The organism is Sulfitobacter sp. SK012, assembly GCF_003352085.1.
In the GTDB taxonomy this organism is placed as follows: Bacteria; Pseudomonadota; Alphaproteobacteria; order Rhodobacterales; family Rhodobacteraceae; genus Sulfitobacter.
Map to the genome: position 1 here is coordinate 2513554 of NZ_CP025804.1, position 21469 is coordinate 2535022.

18 protein-coding genes are annotated in these 21469 nt (G+C 53.9%); 4 read left to right on the forward strand and 14 right to left on the reverse strand.

Going from position 1 to position 21469, the window contains the following annotated elements:
* Positions 1 to 14: 14 nt before the first annotated feature.
* From C1J03_RS12330 to C1J03_RS12385, 11 genes are all read right to left on the reverse strand, one after another.
* Positions 15 to 3356 carry an adenylate/guanylate cyclase domain-containing protein gene (locus tag C1J03_RS12330; RefSeq protein ID WP_114886864.1) on the reverse strand — a complete coding sequence of 1114 codons (3342 nt, stop codon included), beginning with the start codon at positions 3354 to 3356 and terminating at the stop codon, positions 15 to 17.
* 154 nt (positions 3357 to 3510) lie between these two features.
* Positions 3511 to 4764: a patatin-like phospholipase family protein gene (locus C1J03_RS12335; RefSeq protein ID WP_114886865.1), complete on the reverse strand. Its 1254-nt coding sequence runs from the start codon at positions 4762 to 4764 to the stop codon at positions 3511 to 3513.
* A 1702-nt stretch (positions 4765 to 6466) separates the two neighbouring features.
* On the reverse strand, positions 6467 to 7543 hold the full coding sequence (locus tag C1J03_RS12345) for a 2-dehydropantoate 2-reductase N-terminal domain-containing protein (RefSeq protein WP_114886867.1): 1077 nt from the start codon (positions 7541 to 7543) through the stop codon (positions 6467 to 6469).
* Positions 7540 to 7698, reverse strand: a complete 159-nt coding sequence (locus C1J03_RS25345) for a hypothetical protein (protein ID WP_162798529.1) — start codon at positions 7696 to 7698, stop codon at positions 7540 to 7542. The genes C1J03_RS12345 and C1J03_RS25345 overlap by 4 nt, the downstream gene beginning before the upstream one ends.
* A complete protein-coding gene (locus C1J03_RS12350) occupies positions 7695 to 8768 on the reverse strand; it encodes an MBOAT family O-acyltransferase (protein ID WP_162798530.1) in 1074 nt (357 codons plus the stop codon). The genes C1J03_RS25345 and C1J03_RS12350 overlap by 4 nt, the downstream gene beginning before the upstream one ends.
* Positions 8765 to 9580: a hypothetical protein gene (locus tag C1J03_RS12355; RefSeq protein WP_114886869.1), complete on the reverse strand. Its 816-nt coding sequence runs from the start codon at positions 9578 to 9580 to the stop codon at positions 8765 to 8767. Before C1J03_RS12355 ends, C1J03_RS12350 begins: the two co-directional genes overlap by 4 nt.
* Entirely contained in the window at positions 9577 to 11340 is a 1764-nt protein-coding gene (locus C1J03_RS12360) for an AMP-binding protein (protein ID WP_114886870.1), read from the reverse strand. The genes C1J03_RS12355 and C1J03_RS12360 overlap by 4 nt, the downstream gene beginning before the upstream one ends.
* Positions 11341 to 11342: 2 nt before the next feature.
* Positions 11343 to 11870 carry a DapH/DapD/GlmU-related protein gene (locus C1J03_RS12365; protein ID WP_114886871.1) on the reverse strand — a complete coding sequence of 176 codons (528 nt, stop codon included), beginning with the start codon at positions 11868 to 11870 and terminating at the stop codon, positions 11343 to 11345.
* A gap of 639 nt (positions 11871 to 12509) precedes the next feature.
* Entirely contained in the window at positions 12510 to 13043 is a 534-nt protein-coding gene (locus C1J03_RS12375) for a hypothetical protein (RefSeq protein ID WP_114886873.1), read from the reverse strand.
* A 195-nt stretch (positions 13044 to 13238) separates the two neighbouring features.
* Positions 13239 to 13967 carry a hypothetical protein gene (locus C1J03_RS12380; protein WP_114886874.1) on the reverse strand — a complete coding sequence of 243 codons (729 nt, stop codon included), beginning with the start codon at positions 13965 to 13967 and terminating at the stop codon, positions 13239 to 13241.
* Complete coding sequence (locus tag C1J03_RS12385) at positions 13964 to 14488, reverse strand: RNA polymerase sigma factor (RefSeq protein WP_441351138.1); 525 nt, start codon at positions 14486 to 14488, stop codon at positions 13964 to 13966. Before C1J03_RS12385 ends, C1J03_RS12380 begins: the two co-directional genes overlap by 4 nt.
* 80 nt (positions 14489 to 14568) lie before the next feature.
* Here C1J03_RS12385 and C1J03_RS12390 point away from each other — a divergent pair, with 80 nt between their 5' ends.
* From C1J03_RS12390 to C1J03_RS12405, 4 genes are all read left to right on the forward strand, one after another.
* Complete coding sequence (locus C1J03_RS12390) at positions 14569 to 15165, forward strand: YceI family protein (RefSeq protein WP_114886876.1); 597 nt, start codon at positions 14569 to 14571, stop codon at positions 15163 to 15165.
* Between the two features lie 203 nt (positions 15166 to 15368).
* Positions 15369 to 15848 (forward strand): acyl-CoA thioesterase, encoded by a 480-nt coding sequence (locus tag C1J03_RS12395; protein WP_114886877.1) that lies wholly within the window; start codon positions 15369 to 15371, stop codon positions 15846 to 15848.
* Positions 15849 to 15850: 2 nt separating this feature from the next.
* Positions 15851 to 16297, forward strand: a complete 447-nt coding sequence (locus C1J03_RS12400) for a GNAT family N-acetyltransferase (protein ID WP_114886878.1) — start codon at positions 15851 to 15853, stop codon at positions 16295 to 16297.
* Positions 16298 to 16321: 24 nt separating this feature from the next.
* Positions 16322 to 17578: a cation:proton antiporter gene (locus tag C1J03_RS12405; protein ID WP_114886879.1), complete on the forward strand. Its 1257-nt coding sequence runs from the start codon at positions 16322 to 16324 to the stop codon at positions 17576 to 17578.
* Positions 17579 to 17629: 51 nt separating this feature from the next.
* Here C1J03_RS12405 and pgi read toward each other — a convergent pair whose 3' ends face one another.
* From pgi to zwf, 3 genes are read right to left on the reverse strand one after another with little or no spacing between them, the layout of a single operon-like run.
* On the reverse strand, positions 17630 to 19219 hold the full coding sequence (gene pgi, locus C1J03_RS12410; protein WP_114886880.1) for a glucose-6-phosphate isomerase: 1590 nt from the start codon (positions 19217 to 19219) through the stop codon (positions 17630 to 17632).
* A 2-nt stretch (positions 19220 to 19221) separates the two neighbouring features.
* The gene (pgl, locus tag C1J03_RS12415; protein WP_114886881.1) at positions 19222 to 19893 is read right to left on the reverse strand and encodes a 6-phosphogluconolactonase; all 672 of its coding nucleotides are present in this window, start codon (positions 19891 to 19893) and stop codon (positions 19222 to 19224) included.
* Positions 19880 to 21358 (reverse strand): glucose-6-phosphate dehydrogenase, encoded by a 1479-nt coding sequence (gene zwf, locus C1J03_RS12420; protein ID WP_114886882.1) that lies wholly within the window; start codon positions 21356 to 21358, stop codon positions 19880 to 19882. Before zwf ends, pgl begins: the two co-directional genes overlap by 14 nt.
* Positions 21359 to 21469: the final 111 nt, after the last annotated feature.

Sequence of the window (21469 nt, forward strand, 5' to 3'; positions counted from 1 at the left end):
TCGCACCATCAACTTTATTTATGAAGCCCCAGCGATGCACGCGCTTCCTCGGCCAGTTTGGCACCGCGCTCGATCCCAAAACCGTTGAACCTAAGAACCGTCTTTGCATACAGCGCATCTGCGGCTTCAAGCTCGCCTTCGGCTGCCAAAACGTGACCCTGTATCAGATGCGACCAGGCCAGATCACATCCACATTGGCGTTTTTGTTGAATTTTGATCGCGGTTTCGATCGATTGTTGCGCGCGTTTCAGGTCGGGTTTCGCGAGCCCTAACTGAATTTCGGCTTCTATCCGCAACGCAATCGAGAGCGGCCATGTTTCACTAGATTGGGTCGCGGTCGCAACCGCTGCTTCGCTTGTTGTTAAGGCTGCGTCCACATCGCCTTGTTCCAGCATCGCCTTTGCAAGGAACGCCTCAAAAGCACCGCGGTGAAACACCGTTCCCAACCCATTTCCAAGGGTCAGACATTGCTCAAGACTGTTGCGTGCGGCTTGGATGTCTCCGGCGATCAGACGCGCTTCGCCTTGCCACCCCAAGGTCAAGTACTTGCGGAAAACATCGCCAGATTTTTCGCAAACATAAAGCCCCTGTTCAAAATCAAGGTCAGCATCCGCCAATTTGCCAAACCATCCATTGACCACACCGCGGAACATGAAACAGGCCGCTGTTGTCGGCAAATGGCCGACTTGCTCGGCCAGCTCCACACCGTGGTTTGCAGCCGCCAGTGCCTCGGCGTGTTCGCCGTGTTGCGCGTGGGCAAAGGCCAGCACGCCAGATACGGCCGCTTCTTCCAAGCTGTCGCCCGCCTCGTGCATCTGCTTGACGCTGCGTGTTGCGTAGCTAATCGCATCAACCGGTTCACCCAACAGGCAATGCACACGCGCCAGCAAATTGACCGGGCCTGTCTTTATCCTGTCATCGCCCCCTAGCGTATCCGCAATATCGAGCGCCATGCGCGCATAATCCGTGGCCAGCTTGAAGCGTCCCATCACATAGTATGTCCGGCCAATCCAATAGCGGATTTGGCACAGGCGAACCCGGTGCCCAATCTTTTCTGCCAGCTCATTCGCTTGATCCAGATTGCCTAGGTTGTTCTCTAGTTGATCACGGGTGAAGGCGACGTTGGCGAGTTTCAGAATGGCCTTGATCTGGCAGCGTGCAGATTTCTCAGGGTCGCCCATCGCTTTTGCCATGTCGCGCGCAGATTGGTAATGCGCTGACGCCTCAGCGGAGGCATACCGGCCAGCGGCCTCATCCCCCGCTTTGAAGAAATAGGGAATGGCCTTTTCAACATCGCCAGCTTCACGGTAATGATAGGCCAGCAATTCCGGGCTCCGCTCAGCCATTTGTGGGAACTTGTCTTCGACGATCCCTGCGATTTCTTCGTGCAATTGCAGGCGCTTACTCCGCAACAGTCCTTGATATGCGGCATCACGTACCAGCGCGTGCTTGAATTCATACACCACATCAGGCGCCAGGCCCCGGCGGTAAAGCAACTCGGCGACAACCAAGCGTGTCAGCGCTACATCGAGCACTTTCTCACTCATCTGAGACACGGCCAGAAGCAGCGTATGGCCGAAGGTTCTACCGACAACCGACGCCAGTTGAGCGACCTCTTTTGATGCCGCGAGATGATCCAGGCGCGCCGTCAAGGAATCCTGCAAGGAGTCGGGAATGGCCGTGGCGCGGAGTGGTCCGGTCAATACATACTTGTCATCACGCAACTCCAATAGGTCCATTTCAAGAACCAGTTTGGTCAGTTCCTCAATAAAGAGCGGGATACCGTCCGTTTTATCCAGAATGTGGTCACGGACCTCAGCAGGAAGCGCACGGCCTCGGGTCACGCCATCAATGAGGTCAATGCTTTCGGGGCGGCTCAGGCGTCTGAGCCTGAGAATTGTCACATTGGGATCGCGTGACCAAGGCGGTTCAAAATCAGCGCGGAACGCAGAAACAAGAAGAACGGGCCGGGTCCTGACCTCATCAACCAACAGATCAAGGAATTCCCGCGTGGAATGGTCCGCCCATTGCAGGTCTTCCACCACGATCAAAAGCGGTGCCTGCGCGGAAAGCGCTTTGGCGATTGTGACCAGAGTTTTCAGGATGCTTTTCTTTTGATCTTCCAGTGTCATCGACACAGTCTGATACCGCCCTGCTGTGGGCAGGCTCAGCATAGAGGCAATGAGAGACGCGTTTGAATCGGTCCCTAAGCCCAGATCAGAAAGAAACACATCTAGATTATCGAGTACCTTCTCAGGCTTGCTGCTGATCTGGGCCCCGAGCGCTCTTTCCAGAAAATCGATGACTGGATAAAACGGCGTGTCTTTGCGGTAACTAGAGCAGACAAGATTGACCATCGGGCCACCGTCTTCGGCGACAAACGATTGAAGGGCCTCTACAACACGGGATTTGCCTACGCCGGGTTCGCCCGAGATAAGCACCAACTGACCCTCTTTGGCCTTAGCTTGTTGCCAGCGACTCACCAACAGGCCGATCTCTTCGGTTCGGCCAGCGATCGGTGTCAAACCGCGCTGCAGCGTTACCTCAAAGCGGCTTCTTGCGTCGGTACTTTGGAGCACACGGTAGACGTCCATGGGGACGGAAAACCCTTTGAGTTCCCTTGGTCCCAGTGGATCACAGACAAAAAGGCCTTCAACCAAACGGTGAGTCTTGTTGCCAATCAAAACCGTGCCGGGTTCGGCCAGACTCTGAAGTCGAGCCGCGATGTTGGGCGTATCTCCAACAATCGCCATTTTCTCTCGTTGCTCGCCTGATCCGATATCTGCGGTCACCACCAACCCAGTGTTGATGCCAATCCGGACGGTCAGCCAAGCAACAGGTGCTGAGCGTTCATTGTTCAATGCCTCGACGGCAGCGATGATGCTGAGGCTGGCCCGAATTGCGCGCTGCGGGTCATCTTCATTGGCCAGAGGATAGCCAAAGTAGATCAGCAGACCGTCGCCCATGAAGTTGCCGATGAACCCGCCGAAACGCTCGACCACTTCGGAACAGGCGTCGCGGTATTCCGTGAGTAAACGCGCCATCTCTTCGGGGTCAACCTGTTCGGAAATGGACGTCGAGCCTACTAGATCGCAAAACATAACTGTAAGCTGTCTGCGGTCTCCTAGAAATGCCCCTTGCGGCAACTGAGCAGGCAGATCCCGCGCCTGCGCCGGAGGTGCCTCCGGTGCTGGAGCCGCGCCCGCAGAGACTGACTGCCCACAGCCGCCACAAAAAGTATCATCTGCTTCGTTTGTAAATCCGCAACCGGTGCAAACGATCGACAAAGCAGTTCCGCAGCTTCGACAGAAGCGTCGATCGTCGCGATTGACCGCGCGGCAGTTCAGGCAATCCATTTTTGTGTCCTCGATATTGACGGGCGTATCTTTAGGTGAATTTTAACAGGAACAACCTCTGACGCAATTGTCCCCGGACAGTAGAAATATCGAGACGGCACCGCACAAATTGCGCGGTGCCCAGAACGTGACGCAGGTGCAAATTATGCATCCTTCACTTTTTTGATTGCTTCGGTTTTGCCCATTTTCCATCCGGGTTTTCGGGCTCTTCAAACATCTTTCCAGCCATGACAAATGCCGTGAACAGCTTCATGTTTTCCTTTGGAGTCAGATCCTTGAAAGCCTTTTCAAAGTCGAACTTATCCGACCAACCTGTGTCCAAGGCTGTTGGACCGTTGACGATATCCATGAACTTTTCGTAGACGCCCATTTTCTTGAACGTATCAACAAACTCCTTGGCGCGGTTCTTGTGGCTTTCTTCAAGCCTTTCTGCGTGGTCCTCTGCAAATTTCTTGCCGGTCTCGTACCCGATGTCAAAAAGGGTCGACATATTTGAGTAGGACCAATCAAGTACCTTAGGCCATTGCTCTTCGGTAATATGCTCGCTGAACGGCATACGCAGGACTTTGATGCCATCAACTTCCTTTTCGGTACGTTCATAATTCGCGGAGTCCATTTCAGCGATACGCGTCAATGGGTTGATGATCGAATGCACCCACGCATCATAGACAGATGTCGGTTCCTGGATCAGTTTGCGCTGGCCCAGAATGTCAAAGTAAATGACCGTATCAACCAGGTTGCGGCTCATTACGTGGCCAGGATCAAAGGCCAAAGTATCAAACGCAGACCCTTCCAGATAGGTTTTGCCGTCCATCTTATAGGGTGAATAAATCAGCGGCATCGCCAGGGCCGCTTTGAAATGATCCGAGGTGATCTCTTCTTTGGAGAAGGCAACTTCTTCCGCGTCCTCAATGCAATAGGCAGACATCAAGAATTCGCCTTCAAAACCCTTGAGCTTGTCAAAGTCGACAACCAGATCGATCCACGGGGGCGGCTGACACAGGCCTGTTTGTTTTTGTGACATGTCACTGGGGCACAGAGCGGCCATCCAGAACTGCGTAATGTCTGACATAAAGCGCTGCGCTTCGTTCTCGCGCGGCATCTGTGACAACCATGTCTGATGGAATTTCGTATAGGCCTCAGCCATCGGGCCTGATTTGTGAAAAATCTTATAATTTACCGGAAACTTATCATAGATCGCGTCATGCACACCCATTTCTCGAGTGGCTTTTAGCGTCTCTTCACGGGTGCCGTGTTTGGGCGCCGCGTACATCAAGCCAATGAGCATTCCCGCGCCAGTCGTCGAAATCACATCAAACTCAACGCCAGCTTCGTCCAGCGCTAACAGCGCACCTGACATCAGCGGCAGGTTAGGCGCGCCGCCTCCAAGAACCAATCCAACAGCCATAAATTCAATTCCTTCTAATTTTTGTTCTCAATGAAGCCGCACTAAATCATGCAGACCCTGCATCACTTCGGATAAGCAAACGGCCGCACGCGCCCCGCTAGCCGTGTTGTGATTGATAACATGCTGTTACGGGGCGAATCCCAAGTTCTGCCGAGCTTTGAGTGTTATCATACTCAGCACAAAAGCCGATGATCAATTGTTAACAAAATGCCAGCAATCTTCCTTGGGTGCAAAATCAGACTGGCTGGGTGGCCTTGTTCGCTGAAACGCCTGCGGATTCAAACGAGGGCAGCGCCCTCACGGATTGTCGATATTGTTCACTGGAACTGGTCTCTCAAAAACACCTTTGAGGCATGGCCAGAAGAGCCGCGCTGTTTTGTGACTGCATCAGGCAAAGTAATTTATTATCAGGCAAAGTAATTTATTTTGATTTGGGTTTTCGTAAAGGAATTGGCGCGGCTAGATGCAAGCCTACGCAATTAACCAGCTGATATTCGTATTATCAGTCCAACAACGAACCAGATGCCAACGAGCAAAATGATCGCATTTAGTTTGGTTTTCCGCTCTTCAAGATCGCTGCTGTGCATTGGTGTCAGCACGATAGAACTTGGATCGCCTTTTCTATGGAGAACGAAATCGTGCTTCATGCTAGTTACTTTCAAGGAACTAATACCACCGATTTGGTAAAAATGGGCCGCGCAGAAAATGCTACGCGACCCGAACTGGTTAACTTTAGTAAACCTCCCGACTGAAGGGACGAAGAACAGTCGAGAGTGATCTCATGCACATGTCAGGTAACCCCGAATGTGCGGTGAAATCATTATGCATTGCGCAATTCAGGTCGCCAACTGGTTGAACTTTTATTTGTTGAACACGAAAACTTACCATGTACGTATGATTTGTTTAGCATCAAAAAAATATACGATCTCAGTTCATCTCTGGTACTGTTTACCCTACGTCAACACAGCACAAGACCGTCAAGTTTTGGACATATTAGCGCCACAATCTGTCGGCGATTCATCGACGCTGCCACTGCTGCAAACTAATAAACCTTAGGTTGTAGAGATGGTGGTTGTGGCGGCACATTTCCCCAAATATGAAAATCGCGAATCTGGGCCAGAATCGTTGACGCATTTTCGAATCTCGCGCCTCTCTTCCATGATTCCCTCGGAGCACATGGGATTTTAACCTTTCAATGAGCGCTACGCGGCGCCGAAGCATTTGAGTAGCGTGAAGGACTTGGATGTGAATTCACCTATGCAGCCCGCGATGCGCTGATGAATACTCGGCTATTTAGGGGAACGGACCTGGGTCCCAATTCTGAGCACACTGTCTCAAACATGCTGGCTGCATCTAAGCCCAAGCCCAATTTGGTTTTCTGTTGTGGTTCTGTGCCTGCCCCATTCAAAGCTGGAGTTGGCTTGCAAGGCAGGAAACAAGGCACTCTTTAGTGGACGGAGCCCAAGGGCTCAACATGCTCGATTCATGTCGCCCATTGGGGCGGTCAAAGGATAGCAAGAGGCATCCCTGCCCGATCGCTGTCAAACATGGGATTCTGGATTTGTGGGAGCCGCTGACACACTAATTTGCCGGCCAACATACGCCGTCGCAGTTTCGAATTTCGCTCTTCATTGCCCCGCTCGGCGACTGGTAAATACCAATAATATGGTTTGCATGCGCCAGAGCGGTCAGACCGACTGGTTCAGGATACTCGACTTTTTACGTGGTTTTCAGCAAGCGCCGCAGTAATGCGCGCGTTTATCCCCGTCATGATGTTTATCGCCGCCGGAGAACTTTTTGCCTCACGCATCAAATTGAGAACGATGACATCTATGCGCTCTACAGCTGTGGCTCCGGCTGCCAAACCGCGCGCAAGTGAAGACGGCCGCGAAAGCTGCCCTGCAGCCTGCAAATACGAGTTGAACGGGACGAGGGATGAATTTGGAGCGCCAAGCGCCTCCAGACATGTGTTCACAGCCTCATAAAGCAACCGGCTCTCACTCAGATTTTCATTTACGGCCTCTCGAATGGAAACGGGTCCGCCATCGTCGCGTAGGCAGCGGCAGTTCCCAGTCACCAACATCGGCCATTTCGACAATGGAGCAAAGACAGACCCACGGGCCAACAGGTGAACCGGTGGACGCCCCCATGATTGCATGGCGCGGGTTGCATCGCGGGTGACGCGCGCCAGGATCGCCTGATCTTCCTCTCGAGCAAAGGGTGCGAACTTGAAGTTCGAAGCGAGTGTGACTTGCAGATGACCTGGCCGTTCCGCATCCGGCCTAAAGGCCTGCGGGTCAGGACTTGCTAGTGTCATGCGCTCAGCCGGCAGCGGCTCCCAAATGCTGGGATGTTCATATGCGTCCTTCCCGATGTTCTTGGGCAGAAAACGTATCCGATCCAGAAAGGGCGGTGGCGGCATGTTCATAATCGACGCAACTGGTACCTTGTCTCCAATCCGCTGCAACAAATTTGAGATCTCGGGGGAGCGTACCTGGGGTTCCTGCACGGCCAGCAGAACCAAATCAAAGTCGGAGGGATCTACACCGTCTGGCGTGGCCAGTGACAATCCGTCATCGCCCATAGGGGAGCGCAGAACGTGTTGATCAGAGAACGCGATCTCAACGCCCTCTTGCCTCATGGCAGAAACTTCTTCAGCGCGCCCAAGAACAGTGACTGCGTGACCCGCAGCTGCGACTTTGGCGGCAGGTAACAAACCATAACTGGCCCCGATAGTTAGGATGCGGAGCGGTTTTTCAGACGAAGAAGTTAAGGTCATTTTGCAGTTTCCAGATCAATATAAATAATTTCGTTTCCAATCGGTTGGCCGAAGAGCACAAGAAGCAACAACGCGGCCGCATATGTCATTGTAACTGCGGGCCAAACCAGTCGAGCCGGTAGATGGTCGCTGAAAAAACGTGTGAGCGGTGTCATGAAATATCTCCCAACAATAGGCCGATCACGGGCCTTGCAGCGGACAACCATGCCAGAACGCCAAGTGGGCCAAGGACTGTCATCAGGCGAGTTGGTACCTTTGCTCCGATCTCGCGCTGGACAAGGAGCCGGGACACGACAATCCCCAGTGCTTGCCAGAATGACCACATAACGTAGTAAGCCGAGAATTCATGCCACAGCCCAATCACGAGCATCGCTGCGACAAGCGCAAAGATTGGCTGCTGTGTGAGTGCCGTTAGGGGGCGAAAAACGTAGTCTTGCACCCAACGCGTGAGTGACATGTGCCAGCGGGTCCAGAATTCTATCAAATTGCGTGCGGCCCAAGGACGGTCAAAGTTCTCTTCGAGCTTCAGGCCCATCATCAAGGCAATGCCAAGAGCCAGATGGGTCGCCCCGGCAAAGACAAAAAAGAGTTCAACCCACGATACCGCCGACGCCGACCAAATACGCCAAAACGGACCAAGACCCGCAACCATTTGCGCCACCTCAGGGTCCAACCTTGTGCCGACCCGGCTTGCAATGATGTAAAGAAAGACGAGACCCAACAGAACCCGCTCGGCACCGGTCATGAACTTATCGGGATCCCATCGGCGGCGGCGTAGTTGATGTTGGAAATGCGGAAGACGATTGATGGGGCCCGCGGCAAGCACCGGGAGAAACAAGAAATAGTGCAGGCTTTCACGGAGTTTTGGCGCGGGATGACGGCCCATCCACCATTCGACGACCAGATGGATCGCACGCAACGTAAAAAATGCACCACCTATCCACGCCCATCCCGGCGCAAACCGTGACCATATGAGGCCCAATACAAGCGCGGTGATTGTGGCCGCGGCGACCAATCCTTTTGCCTTGGCTCCGCTTGAAAGAACATAAGGCAGAGAAATGGCGATCAATATCAGCCAAACAGCGGTCGCAGGCGACAACGCAAAAAGGCAAAGCACCGTCCAAATGGCGACAACATCGAACACGTATTCCTTTGGAACCGCCCAAGACAACGGAACGCAAGCGAATGCCAAAAGGAAGACCGTGAAAAGATCCAACGTCATCATTTCTGCGCGTCCCACCACTGGCCAAGTTCTTGCAGAAAGCGCTCAGAGCCTAGCTGACTCATATGCGCCTGATCCAGAAAGTGGTCCTCGGACCATGTTACATCAGAGTCCGGCATGAAGAGAGGAAGGTTCAGTTGGGAAGCAAAGCGTATTGCCGCGCGATCGAACTCAATCATTCCTTCTGGGCCAATGCGGGTTTTTGCAATTTCACTGCGCGGCATGGCTACGAGAACAATCTTTGAAGAACCTGATGACTTTGGGATCTGTTGCCATTTTCCGGGATGGCAAGGCACGTCGAATTGAAGCGGATAGAGCTCCGCCAGCCTTTCGAGGTCAACAGATGGCAACCGGTCGTTTTTGGCCGGCTCGTTGCCAACGATGATGTCACCGCCTCTCAGCACTGCGTTGGCTGCCTGTCTTAGTGCTCCACGTCGATGGTTCAGTCCATTCCAGAGGCTGCACGGCCGATGTCGGTCGGAAAATCGCGACACGATTGGGTTGATTTCAATGAAAGTCGTCGCCACTCGGGCGTTCACGGCCGCTTGCGTTAGATCAAGGAGGTCGGCTTCCGATCCGCGCGACAGCCCAATCCGTAGCGCACTGTTTGCGTCAACTGCTTGGATAGATCTGCCGTCGCCCTGAACTGGAAGCGCATAGCGCATCAACGATGTGCCAAGAAAAACAGTGTCATACGGAGCTAATCTCGTTTCAAGCTGTCGTTGTCCTGCCTGAAGTACTGCAGTGGCCCCCACCAAAGCCGCACAAAGCGCGCAGAGCCAAGCCAGGACCATGTTGCGTGTGTTGATCTTCATTTCAGGTCTTTCAGAACGTCGGCGAAATCGCCCAACCGCTGCAGAGCACTGACACGTGCGGCTGGAATTCTTAGGTCGAAATGTTCCTCTATTGAAAGCACAAGGTTCAATTGAGTAAAGCTATCCCACCCTTCGACATCATCGGGTGTTGTCCTTGACGAAAGCTGTTCGGCTGGTGTGCGAAAGACCTTTGATGCAATCGCCAGAACTGTCGCTAACAAATCGTCGCCACCTTTGGTTTCTGCAAGTGCTTGGCTTGCGTCGATCAAGAGCTCTGTGAGGGCATTCAATTGGAATTTTCCAGACAGGCCGCGTGGTATCTGGTCAACCGCGATAATACGTTTGGGGACTTTGCGTGGCTCGATCAAGGCACGCAGATGCTCGGTTAATACCATTTCGCCTACGGGTTCGCTTAGCACCACAGCGGTCATGCCAATTTCGCCAAACATTTCGTCAGGCACACCGACTGTCGCGCTTTCTATGACTGCGGTTTGGCGCATCATGGCTTCGTCGATTTCATCGGGCCTGATCAAAACCCCGCCAGACATGATGACCGTTTTTAACCGTCCCAATATCTCGTAACTGCCGCTTGATCGCACGCGGGCAAGGTCGCCAGTCCGAAACCAGCCATCCTTGGTAAAGCTTGCCTGTGTTCGTTCTGGATTCCGCCAATAACCGGAAATGATATTGTCGCCTCTTAGCTCCAATTCGCCTTCGGGAAGGCCATCAGCAATACGCGCCTCACAATCGATCGGGCGACCGATCGTACGGATTTCACCCATTTCGGGATGATCGCCTGAATAGAGGGCACTCGCCACCGTTTCCGTTAAACCATAATGATTGATAAGCCGTCGCCCAAAGCGTGTCTCAATCTGCTGCCACAGATCATCCGACATCTTTGCGGCAACTGTTACTAACATGGTGCATTCGGGGGCGTCGAAATAGTCATCATGCGCGGCATATCTATCGATCATAGCCCAAACAGTTGGGACGGTCAGAACATGTGTGGCACGCGTTTGGCGAATGGCGCTTAACCATTCCTCCATTCGTTGCACATCAAACCCGCCCGCACGCAGCACCGCCGCCCCGTTCCACGCCGCCAAAAGCGGGCCCTGAACCAAGCCATCCGTATGGGCCAAAATCATGTCGTTGAATATTCTCGATGCGGCAGAGATGTCACCAAGCCGCGTTAGTGTGTCAAGATTCGCAGCCAAGTTCGATCGATTGACCTCAACCCCGCAAGGCGCGCTTGTCGTACCGGACGTGAATAACAAATAAGCCAGCCCATCATCGACCGGCAACCGTGGCAAACGCGTCGCAGCGTGATCGCCCAAACCCAAGCTGAGCGACTTTTTTTGTCCTAGGAACCCACGAAGTCCGCCTCGCTGTTCGGGTGATTTAAATATACGTGCCACGGTTTCGGCAGAGATATCCGGAAGCGCATCATCTGAAACCACCAAGCGCGGCTCTACTGTCGAAATGATCGACAAAAGGCGCGGGTCGGGACAACTTCCTTCAAGCAAGACCGGCACAATGCCGTCGACCAAGCCCGCGAGGAAAGCCACTGATGCTATGGCATCGCTGTTGGTGCGCAAGACAAATCGGTCCCCCGGAACAAGCCCTGCTGCATCAAACGCCGCGATCCATTCGCGTATGCCCTGCTCTGCGGCATCATAGCTCAACGTGACATCTGGGAGAACGAGGAAATCCTTTCGACCACCCTGCTCGAAAGAGTGCCAAAACTTTTTAGGTAAGGGCATGATTATTCCCCCCCAGTTAGGTCGAGTGACGATTGGCGCGCCCGGAACGGCAGTACTTTTGCTGGATTACCCGCGACCAACGCGCCGTCCTCTACATGCTTGCGCACAAGGCTGCCCGCAGAGATTAGGGCCCCTTCCCCGATCCTGATCCCGGATTGGATGACCGCACCGGCACCAATCACACTGCCTTGTCCGATGCGGACATTGCCCGACAAAACAGCGCCGGGGCCGATACTGACGTAATCACCCAACACCGTGTGATGACCGATAGAAGCGCTTCGATTTATCAACACGCCCTCACCAAAGGCGCAACCGCCCCCGATAACCACGCCTGCATTGATAAAACTGCCGAGTCCGACCCGTAATCGAGGGGGGCGTATTACAGTTGGATCGATCAAAGCGTCCGCTAGTTCGAAATCCTCTTCACCTGCTATCAGCGCGAGTTCTTGCCTCCGTTTCGGAGAAAAAGCACAAGTCAAAGCCGGAAGGCGCATGGCACCCGCTATATCCTTCAGATCCACAAGTGGCATATCTCCCAGAATACGGGGATGGCCAGACACAGAAACGCCGTACGCGATCCTACTGGCGCATCTTTCAGCGGAAATTTCGTAATCTACGACAAGGGGTGATCTCACACCAAATAAGACCAAATCGGAATTCACTATCTTTTCTCCCACTGGCGACCAATTCTACATTGGTATCTTCAAGTTTGTTTAGACGCCAACATCGCGCGTTGGCTATGGCATAGGCCCAATGCAACAAGCCTTCGAGGACATTAATCGCCGTTGTTCTTTGGTTAGGAATTTTCAGCGCCACGTGTTGGCGTCCTAATCGGTGTCAATCTGCTCACGCGTTGCTATCAACGGTTGGCTTCAAAATGATGACCGAATTGTGGAATTACAAAGGCTTGCGTGCATCTGAATTTTCTCACCTGCGGCTACACGTCAGCCGTTGCAAAAGCAGAGTTGACCTTGCTTTTGTGTGGATATCCGCCCTATGCAGCTTTTCTTTGATTGAAAAAAGTATTGCCGTACATCTGTTAGATGCTCAGCAAGAATGCCGCCAAGGCGGGATGTCTGGTATTTAGATTTTTCGGATTTTTCTTCTTGGTGATAAGCCTTTAGTTTGAACTTCGCCCATCAACGTATCACTTTGGTATGCAGCCCCGTTCAGCTTGGGGATTGCGACAAGCCAGTCTGTGCATGTCTCGAGGTGTCGTGAACAGCCACGGGAATTGCACATGCCAGCACACAGGACAGATCGATAAATGCCGCAAGCACATGTTCGGTTTCATTGCCCTCGCACAAAAGCATGATCTCAAGCTGAGCGACGCTGTTCTGACCGCGCCGAACTGATTGAATCGCTGTCATAAACCGCCGTTCATGTTCGGTTAAGACTTTGGAACAAGTTGCGCATTGCGGTGCATTGAAGCCAAATATGGAACGGCGCGTACAGCGCATCGCCTGCAACGCAGTCAGCAGCCGAATGGCAATAATGGGCCCATCGAACTGGCCAAAATGAACCTGCGTCAAGGACAACGCCTGCATCCAGCTTTGAGAATGCGGTTCTGCGAAACTTTGGAAGTAGAGCCGTGCTGCTGTCAGAAGTATGTGCTCATGGTTATCAAAACCGGCGCTTTTGCACAGTGTTTCTTTGGGACTGGGCACACGGTGGCAGCGTGTATTGTGGTCGGTTGGGATCATGTGCTCGCTCCGGTATAAGGGAGAACGATGACCTATCTGGCGGCTTGGCTGGCTGGATTGAGGCGTTCTATAGGTCCATACCTGACTGTTTTAATCAGATAAGGCAAGCGCCGAATTTTTAGTCCATAAAAACCAACTAACTCAGAGACTGAGATAAAGGCCACCAGCCAGATTGGAAGACCCAACCGCAAATGGTCAAAGGGAAAGCGTGAGAACCTTAGCCAGGTCCGACACCTGTGCCTTATTCTCCCCACCGATCAAGACGTAACCAATCCCGTCCTGAACCCAGCTTGTCGCGGCAAGCTCATGGTTGATCGATGTTTGCGGAGGTTTGTTTGCACCGTCCACTCGGGTGACACAAAACACAAATGGCGTGCCGTTTTCATCAAGGTATGCCATCTGGATCAATGGCTTACCTTTGATTGCTAACATCTGTGCGCGCTTGAACAAAAGTCCATCAATCTTTGTTGCAGCCCCAAGGTCCACGTCCAGCGCCGCCTTGGCATTCGCGAGCACGCCGTCGGTTACCGGAACCGCTTGCGCATTGCCTGCGAGCGTTTGGGTCACATAGAGCGCTTGATAGGAGGCGACGCTGTCGACCCAATCCGACTTTGGCTGCAGCAAACTAGTGACCCCCACGCCCAAGACAAATGAGGCGGCAATCGCCAGCGGAAGCATCGCGCGCGATCTGACATGCGCCGTGGGCGTCCGCAAATAAGTAGGCATCTCGGGCGCGTCCAGTTCATCGAGATCAAACCCTTTCTTCAAGAGCGGCACTGTTTCATCAAGCGCATGGAGCCGCGCTTGGACAGTTTGATCTTGCCCAAGTGCAGTATCGACTTTTTGGGTCACTTCAAGATCCGCCGCACCATCTAAATAGGCGCGAAGCTCACTGTCAGAAACGGCTTTTGGATTGCCAGTCATTTCAGGTTCCTCGGGTCATCCACATAGGTCGAAATCAACTTTCGCACGGTCGAAAGTCGGCTCATTATTGTGCCGATTGGCACATCCAAAAGCGTTGCAGCCTCGCTGTAGGTATAGCCTTCGACATAGACCAGCAATACCGACAGCCTTTGCGCTTCAGGAAGGGCCTGCACAATATCTAACACCTCACGCGCCAAAATATTCACTTCAATCGCAGGTTTTTCGTCCGCAATGTCGACGTCCTCCACAGCCACAAGGCCTTCACCCCGTCGAACTTTGCGGGACCGAATTTCATTGAGCCAAAGGCGGCGCGCGATTGTAAAAACCCACCTGTCCAGATCAGTCCCCGGCGAAAATTTTGCGGCGTTTACCAATGCTCGTTCACATGCCGCCTGAGCCAAATCATCGGCGGCAGTTCTGTCTTTGGTCAGCACCATGCAAAACCGCCAAAGCCGCCGATATATCTGTGGCAGCCCGTCTTCAACAGCGCTGTGCTGAGATTTTTTGCTGATCCACCGAATAATCTGGCCCCCACGGGTGTTACCTCATCAGCCGCCGGATTGAACCGGGGCAATGACCAAACCTATTGGAGGAAAATTTGATGCGCAAACTCAAAACCATTTTGGCCGCGACGGCCCTGTCTGTCTTGTCCAGCACGGCCTATGCGGATGGCCACGCGGCAAACTGGACCCTTGACCCTGCGGTGTCAAATGTCTCATTCGGATCGATCAAGAACGATTACGCGGGTGAAAGCCACAGCTTTGGCAAGGTGTCGGGAACAGTTTCAGCCGAAGGTTTGGCGACGATTGAACTTGGGCTCGGGTCTGTTCAAACAAATATCGACATCCGAAATGAACGGTTGATGGAATTTGTGTTCGACAATGCCCCGTCCGCCACGATTACAGCGCAACTTGATATGGTGGCATTGATGGCACTTGGTGTCGCTGAAACTACGACCGTTGAAACGACCGGGACGCTGACACTATTGGGGACGGAAACTGAACTTGATGCAGTGTTTTTTGTCATGCGCCTGTCCGAAGACAAGGTTCTGGTGACTACCGACGGCATGCTGATGCTCAGCACAGAAGACGCGGGTTTGGATGACGGGATTAGTAAACTTCAAGAGCTAGCCAGCCTCGACAGCATCACCCGCGTGAGCCCGGTCACCATGCGGCTTATTTTCGACGCAGGATCATAAGCTAACTGGAAAGCAGGAAGCTATCGGTCGCCTTGCTTTCCATTCCTTCCCGTCGAGGCAAGTGAAGCAACGTCTCCCAAACTCTAGGTTTCTTAGGCAAATAGCGTCCCGTTCTGCGGCTAAGCATTAGACAGGCACACGGCACGTTGAGTCAACCAGACGGGCGGTTGCAAGCTTTGCTGAGGCGGCATACTGATTGGTCCATGACGCTTGCCTATCACACCCCGCTTAGCACAGATGAACAACACCGTTTGGGCATCTCACCGCCGCAGCCATTGGCCATGGCCGATCAGGTCCGTTTCTCTGAATTGGACGCGTTGAACCACGTCAACAACGCCGTTTATATGGAGTGGTTCGAGCGCCTTCGGGTCCGTTATGTGCAGGAGATCGGGATTTCTGGCTATGACCGAACCAACGATCCACGCATCGTAATTCGATCAGGCAGCATCCATTACATCCAAGAAATGCGCATGGATGAAAACTATGTCGTGACCTGCGGCTGTAGCGCGTTTCGCAACACCTCATTTTCGCTGAACCAACAACTGTGGTCAGGTGGAACCAAACGCGCGCAATTCGATTGCATCGTTGTGCTGCTAACGCCTGATGGCAGCGGACGGATGGCGATCCCTGATGCCGTGCGCCAACGTTTTACGGACATTGATCACGCGACCTCGGAGGGATGACCATGACAGATATCACAATTCGCCCGCTTGCCGCCCAAGACCGCGCCGCGTGGGATACACTTTATACTGGATACGCCGAGTTTTACGGTGTGCCTCAGACCCCTGAAATGCGCGATACGGTGTTTAGCTGGCTGATGAGTGACGATCACGAAAGCGCTGGTCTGGTCGCTGATATGGACGGCACGCTCATCGGTTTGACCCATTACCGCCCGTTCGCAAGCCCGTTGCGGGCCATCACAAACTGCTTTCTGGATGATCTTTTTGTGGACCCCGCCGCGCGTGGCAGCGGTGCAGCACAAGCATTGATCGACGGGGTGACAGAGGTCGCGCAAACCAGAGGATGGGGCGTCGTGCGCTGGATCACGGCCGAGGATAACTACCGCGCACGCGGGCTTTATGACCGGACCGCCACCCGCACACCTTGGGTCACCTACGACATCAAGCTTTAACCCAGACGCAAAGGCATTTGGCGCATGAACATCTTGCAAATCACCTCGTTGCTGATCGTCATGGCCGGTGTCTTTGGTGCGGTAAACTATCTTTTCCTGAAACTACCGTCAGCAATCGGAATTTTGATTGTGTCGCTGCTGGCCTCCTTTGTCTTGCTGGGGTTGGACCTCGTGTTGCCGGCATTGGGCATCGCAGACACCGTTACTGGTATCGTAGAGCGCATCGATTTTTCGGAGGCACTGCTGGAAGGCATGCTGGGCCTTCTGCTCTTTGCTGGTGCGTTGCACGTCAAACTGTCGGATTTGCGCGCGCAATGGGGCGCGGTTTTCTTGATGGCAACCCTCGGGATTGCGCTGTCGACGGCCGTTGTCGGGTTCGGGTTCTCCTATATGACCGGCATGCCGCTTTTGGTGGCGCTGACCTTTGGCGCGTTGATATCGCCAACAGATCCGGTTGCCGTTTTGGGCGTGTTGCGCGACGCTGATCTGCCCAAATCGCTTGAGACTAAGATCGCGGGCGAAAGCCTGTTTAACGACGGCGTTGGGTACGTGGTGTTTCTGGTGTTGGTTGGCCTCGCCTTTCCCAGCGACGCGCATCACGGCGCTGGCGAAAATGCGTTTGTCGGCGCGCTGCAGCTTTTTGTCCAAGAGGCGCTGGGTGGTGCTGTACTTGGTATTACGCTGGGCTGGTTGGTCTTTCGGGTCATGCGCCGGATCGATGACTACGCGCTAGAGGTTCTGTTGACACTGGGACTGGCCTTTGGCGGCTATGAACTGGCGGTTTATCTGCATGTTTCTGCCCCGATTATGGCTGTGTGTGCTGGCTTGCTGATTGGCGATGTCGGAACCGCCAAAGGCATGTCAGAGGAGACGAGGCATTATGTCGATGCCTTTTGGATGCTGATTGATGAAATCCTCAATGCAGTGTTGTTCCTGTTGATCGGCTTTGAGGTCTTTGCGATCGCTTTTGACGGCGACACATTTTTGACTGCCATGTTTGCGATAATACTGGCGCTGTTTGCACGGTTCGTCGCAGTGGCCGTGCCCATTTCATTGCTGCGCCCGTTCCGGAACTTTGATCAGGGCGTGACGCGGATCATGACATGGGGAGGATTAAAGGGCGGGATTTCGGTCGCTTTGGCCCTGTCCCTACCCGCAGGTGAATGGAAGCCGCTGATCCTGACATGCACCTATGTGATCGTGATCTTCTCAATCATCGTGCAGGGACTGACAGTCGCTGCGGTGGCACGCCGCGTGGGGCGCGCACCTGAATTGATGTGACGCGTCCCCTGCCCTAGACGCACTTGAGCAGGGTATTATTGCCCGAAAAACTCAGGCTCGGTGCTTATGGATGAAAGACACCAGCGCCGCGGTTGATGGGTCTTTGCTGTCCGCAGATTGATCACCGTCCACAATGGGTTGCAGTGATGTGGCCAATTCTTTGCCAAGCTCCACGCCCCATTGATCATAGGAATTGATGCCCAAGATCACGCCTTCGACAAAAACCCTGTGCTCATAAAGTGCAATGATCTGCCCAAGCGTAAACGGATCAAGCAACGGATAGGCCAACGTCGTCGAGGGCCTATTTCCGGGGAAAACACGGTGGCGGGCTTGGCGTTCGAGCTCGTCTCCACTTAGGCCTTTTGCGGCCATGATCCTGCGTGCTTCATCCAGATGACGGCCCTGCATTAGGGCTTCAGATTGCGCGAGGCAGTTTGCAATCAGCAGGCTGTGATGATGCGCGAGATCAGCCTCGTGGCCATTAGCCGCAATCAGGAATTCGGCTGGGATCACCCGGGTCCCTTGATGGATCAGTTGGTAAAATGCGTGCTGTCCGTTGGTACCTGCAGCGCCCCACACGACCGGCCCGGTATCTCGCGGCGTATCGGTCCCATCCATTTGAACCGACTTGCCGTTTGATTCCATCTCAAGCTGTTGAAGGTAATTGGGCAGTTGGCCCAGCCGTTCGTCATATGGCAACACCGCACGGCTGGTGTAGCCGCAAATTTGATTGTGCCAGATGCCGACAAGCGCCAACATCATGGGCAGGTTTTCGATCGGTTTGGCCGCGCGGAAATGGATATCCATCGCTTGCCCACCGCGCAGGAACGCGTTGAAACCCCGCGGCCCAATTGCCAGCATCACTGACAGGCCAATCGGACCCCAGACGGAATAGCGACCACCAACCCAATCCTCAAAACCAAAAACCTGGTCCGGATCAATGCCAAAGTCGGCAGTTTTTTCGTCCGCAGTGCTGAGTGCCGCAAATTGAGTTTTTGGATCGCCACCGTGGTCGATCATCCATGCACGTGCAGTTCGGGCGTTGGTCATGGTCTCAATCGTGGTGAAGGTCTTCGAGGCGACAATCACCAGCGTCGTTTTCGCGTCCAACTCGCGCAACGTGTCAGCAATATGCGCGCCGTCCACATTGGACACAAAATGGCAGCGCGGGCCGTCATGATATGGCCCAAGCGCTTGGACTGCCATTGCAGGCCCCAGATCAGAACCGCCAATCCCTATGTTGACGACATCTGTGATGTCACTTTCGCGGATCTGGTTGGCGAATTTACCCATTCGCCCAAGGGTATCAAGGATCGCAGGCATCACATCGACGCCGTCAACCATCACGGGATCCCCATCAAGGTTGCGCAAAGCGGTGTGCAGCACGGCGCGCCCTTCGGTGGCGTTGATCTGTGCGCCGGCAAACATCGCATCGCGCTTTTCCGCAACGCCGGCGTCTTCGGCCAAATGCAACAGGTCCGACCGCGTATCGGCATCTATGTTGGTTTTGGAGTAGTCAAAAAGCATATCACCCAATTGCGCCGAGAAATTTTCCGCCCGGTCAGTGCCTTCAAAGAGGGCAAGGATCGGACGGTCTTTAATAGCGTCTTGGCGGCTTTTAAGTTTTGTCCATATATCCATAATCAAGCGGCCCAGTGTATATGTGCGGTGGAAAGTACGGTGCTGACGGGTGCCTGCAGCGCTGGCAGGCTGCTGGCGCGGTTAAGGGCCTCACGTTTTTCATCGCCGTATATGACGATATGCGTCGACATCGCGCCAGACAGTGCTGGCCCGGTCAAGCTGAGCCTGCTGATTTCATGGCCCGGCGGTTGGACGGCGCAAAGTGCTGGCGCATTGGCGGCAAGGGCCGCCTCAAGTTCTGGAGCCCCCGGAAAAAGCGATGCGGTGTGCATATCTGCCCCCATACCAAGCAGAAGTACCGAAATTGGCAGTTCGGATTTCAACTGTTCTGACAGGTCCGCCGCAGCTTCGGTGGCCGTCTGTTCGGGGCGGTAAAACGCTATAAACTTCGCGGCAGCCGCCCGGTTGGTCAGGAGGCGATTACGCAAAAGTGCCGTATTGGATTGCGCATGATCTTCATCCACCCAGCGTTCATCCGTGAGCATGACATGTACCCGCGACCAATCCAGATCAGCCGCGCACAGCGCGTCAAAAATCGGGCCCGGCGAGGTCCCGCCCGGCACAGCAAAAGAGGCAAACTCATTCACCAACAAACTCTGCTTCAACTCACCCGCAAGATTGTTTGCCACCTCAATGGCAAGCATTTCGCGGTCTGCGTATTCAAACATCTTCATTGGAACCCTTTCGCCAGCTTCGGCCATCACGGCGCATCATTTCGCTGGAATCTGTGGGGCCGTCAGACCCACTATCATATGGTTTTGGAACGTCATGTCGCGCTTCCCACCCCTTGATGATGGGGTCGGTCCATGTCCAGGCGGCTTCAACTTCGTCGCCGCGCATAAACAAAGTTTGGTTACCACGAATGACGTCCATAATCAGCCGCTCATAAGCATCTACATGATCATCAGCCTCAGATCCCAGTGCATCCGCAAATGTCATATCAAGCGGCACATCAATCAGGCGCATGCCACCTGGGCCTGGCTCTTTGATCGTCACGCCCAAGGTGATCCCCTCGTTGGGTTGCAGCCGGATCGACAGCACATTGCGGTGGCGCCCCGCCTCTTCTCCAAAGATTGAATGAGGTGTGTCTTTAAACACCACTGTGATCTCTGAGGCCCGAGAAGACATCCGCTTGCCGGTGCGGATATAGAACGGCGTGCCAGCCCACCGCCAGTTGCTGATGTGGATTTTCATCGCGATAAAGCTCTCGGTCCGCGAGCGCGGATCACCCACAGCCGTGCGGTAACCGGGGTTTTCGGCCTCGTTGCAAGGCTCTGCCTGATATTGCCCGCGGGCGATGTGATGATTTTCAACCGGGTCAAGCGCGCGAATGACCTTGAGTTTTTCATCTCGCACAGCGTCAGGATCAAACCGCGCGGGCGGCTCCATCGCGATCAAACACAAAAGCTGCATCAGGTGGTTTTGCACCATGTCACGCATGGCACCGGATTTGTCGTAATATTCGCCCCTGCCCCCAACTCCGACAGTTTCAGCCACAGTAATCTGGATATGGTCGACATATTGGCTGTTCCACAGCGGCTCAAACAACATGTTGCCAAAGCGGACGGCCATCAGGTTTTGGACGGTCTCTTTGCCCAAATAGTGATCAATCCGGTAAATCTGGCGTTCTTCAAAAAACGCGGCGAGGGTATTGTTTAGCGTGCGGGCTGTCTCCAGATCGCGGCCAAAGGGTTTTTCGACCACAATGCGCGCTTGGGAATCGGCCATACCCCATTTCTGCAAACGCTCAGCCAAATCGCCAAACAGCGATGGTGCCACGGAGAAATAATAAGCCTCAACGCGGCCCTTGCCTGCCATCAGCTTTTGCAGGTCGGCCCAGCCCTTTTCGCCCTTTGCGTCGATGGTGACATAGTTCAACCGCGCCAAAAACGCGTCGAGCTGCGCGTCACCACAGGCCTGTTCACCGCCGAATTTGGCGATCGCTGCTCGGATCAAATCACGGTAGCCATCTGCATCTATGTCGCTGCGCGCGGCCCCGATGATTTTGGCCTCGTGTGGCATTTGACCCGCGCAAAAACGCCGAAATAGACCCGGCAGGATCTTGCGCTGTGCTAGGTCGCCTGTGCCACCAAAGATCACGAGGTCAAAAGGGTCTACCGGAATTACGCGCGAAACCATCGTTAACTTTCCTTAGCCTTGAGGGCAGATCAGCGCCCCGTTTCAGCCCTTTATATCACATCGGGCTATTGTTAGCGCAAACATAGACGATATCCTTTATATCACAAGTCT

Coding starts and splice junctions, on each gene's coding strand:
- pgl (WP_114886881.1), bottom strand. CDS start 19,893: ATGAAGATGTTTGAATACGCAGACCGCGAAATGCTTGCCATTGAGGTG.
- C1J03_RS12335 (WP_114886865.1), bottom strand. CDS start 4,764: ATGGCTGTTGGATTGGTTCTTGGAGGCGGCGCGCCTAACCTGCCGCTG.
- C1J03_RS12350 (WP_162798530.1), bottom strand. CDS start 8,768: ATGATGACGTTGGATCTTTTCACGGTCTTCCTTTTGGCATTCGCTTGC.
- pgi (WP_114886880.1), bottom strand. CDS start 19,219: ATGGATATATGGACAAAACTTAAAAGCCGCCAAGACGCTATTAAAGAC.
- C1J03_RS12405 (WP_114886879.1), top strand. CDS start 16,322: ATGAACATCTTGCAAATCACCTCGTTGCTGATCGTCATGGCCGGTGTC.
- C1J03_RS12330 (WP_114886864.1), bottom strand. CDS start 3,356: ATGGATTGCCTGAACTGCCGCGCGGTCAATCGCGACGATCGACGCTTC.
- C1J03_RS12390 (WP_114886876.1), top strand. CDS start 14,569: ATGCGCAAACTCAAAACCATTTTGGCCGCGACGGCCCTGTCTGTCTTG.
- C1J03_RS12365 (WP_114886871.1), bottom strand. CDS start 11,870: ATGCCACTTGTGGATCTGAAGGATATAGCGGGTGCCATGCGCCTTCCG.
- C1J03_RS12395 (WP_114886877.1), top strand. CDS start 15,369: ATGACGCTTGCCTATCACACCCCGCTTAGCACAGATGAACAACACCGT.
- C1J03_RS12345 (WP_114886867.1), bottom strand. CDS start 7,543: ATGACCTTAACTTCTTCGTCTGAAAAACCGCTCCGCATCCTAACTATC.
- C1J03_RS12355 (WP_114886869.1), bottom strand. CDS start 9,580: ATGAAGATCAACACACGCAACATGGTCCTGGCTTGGCTCTGCGCGCTT.
- C1J03_RS12400 (WP_114886878.1), top strand. CDS start 15,851: ATGACAGATATCACAATTCGCCCGCTTGCCGCCCAAGACCGCGCCGCG.
- C1J03_RS12375 (WP_114886873.1), bottom strand. CDS start 13,043: ATGATCCCAACCGACCACAATACACGCTGCCACCGTGTGCCCAGTCCC.
- C1J03_RS12380 (WP_114886874.1), bottom strand. CDS start 13,967: ATGACTGGCAATCCAAAAGCCGTTTCTGACAGTGAGCTTCGCGCCTAT.
- zwf (WP_114886882.1), bottom strand. CDS start 21,358: ATGGTTTCGCGCGTAATTCCGGTAGACCCTTTTGACCTCGTGATCTTT.
- C1J03_RS12360 (WP_114886870.1), bottom strand. CDS start 11,340: ATGCCCTTACCTAAAAAGTTTTGGCACTCTTTCGAGCAGGGTGGTCGA.
- C1J03_RS25345 (WP_162798529.1), bottom strand. CDS start 7,698: ATGACACCGCTCACACGTTTTTTCAGCGACCATCTACCGGCTCGACTG.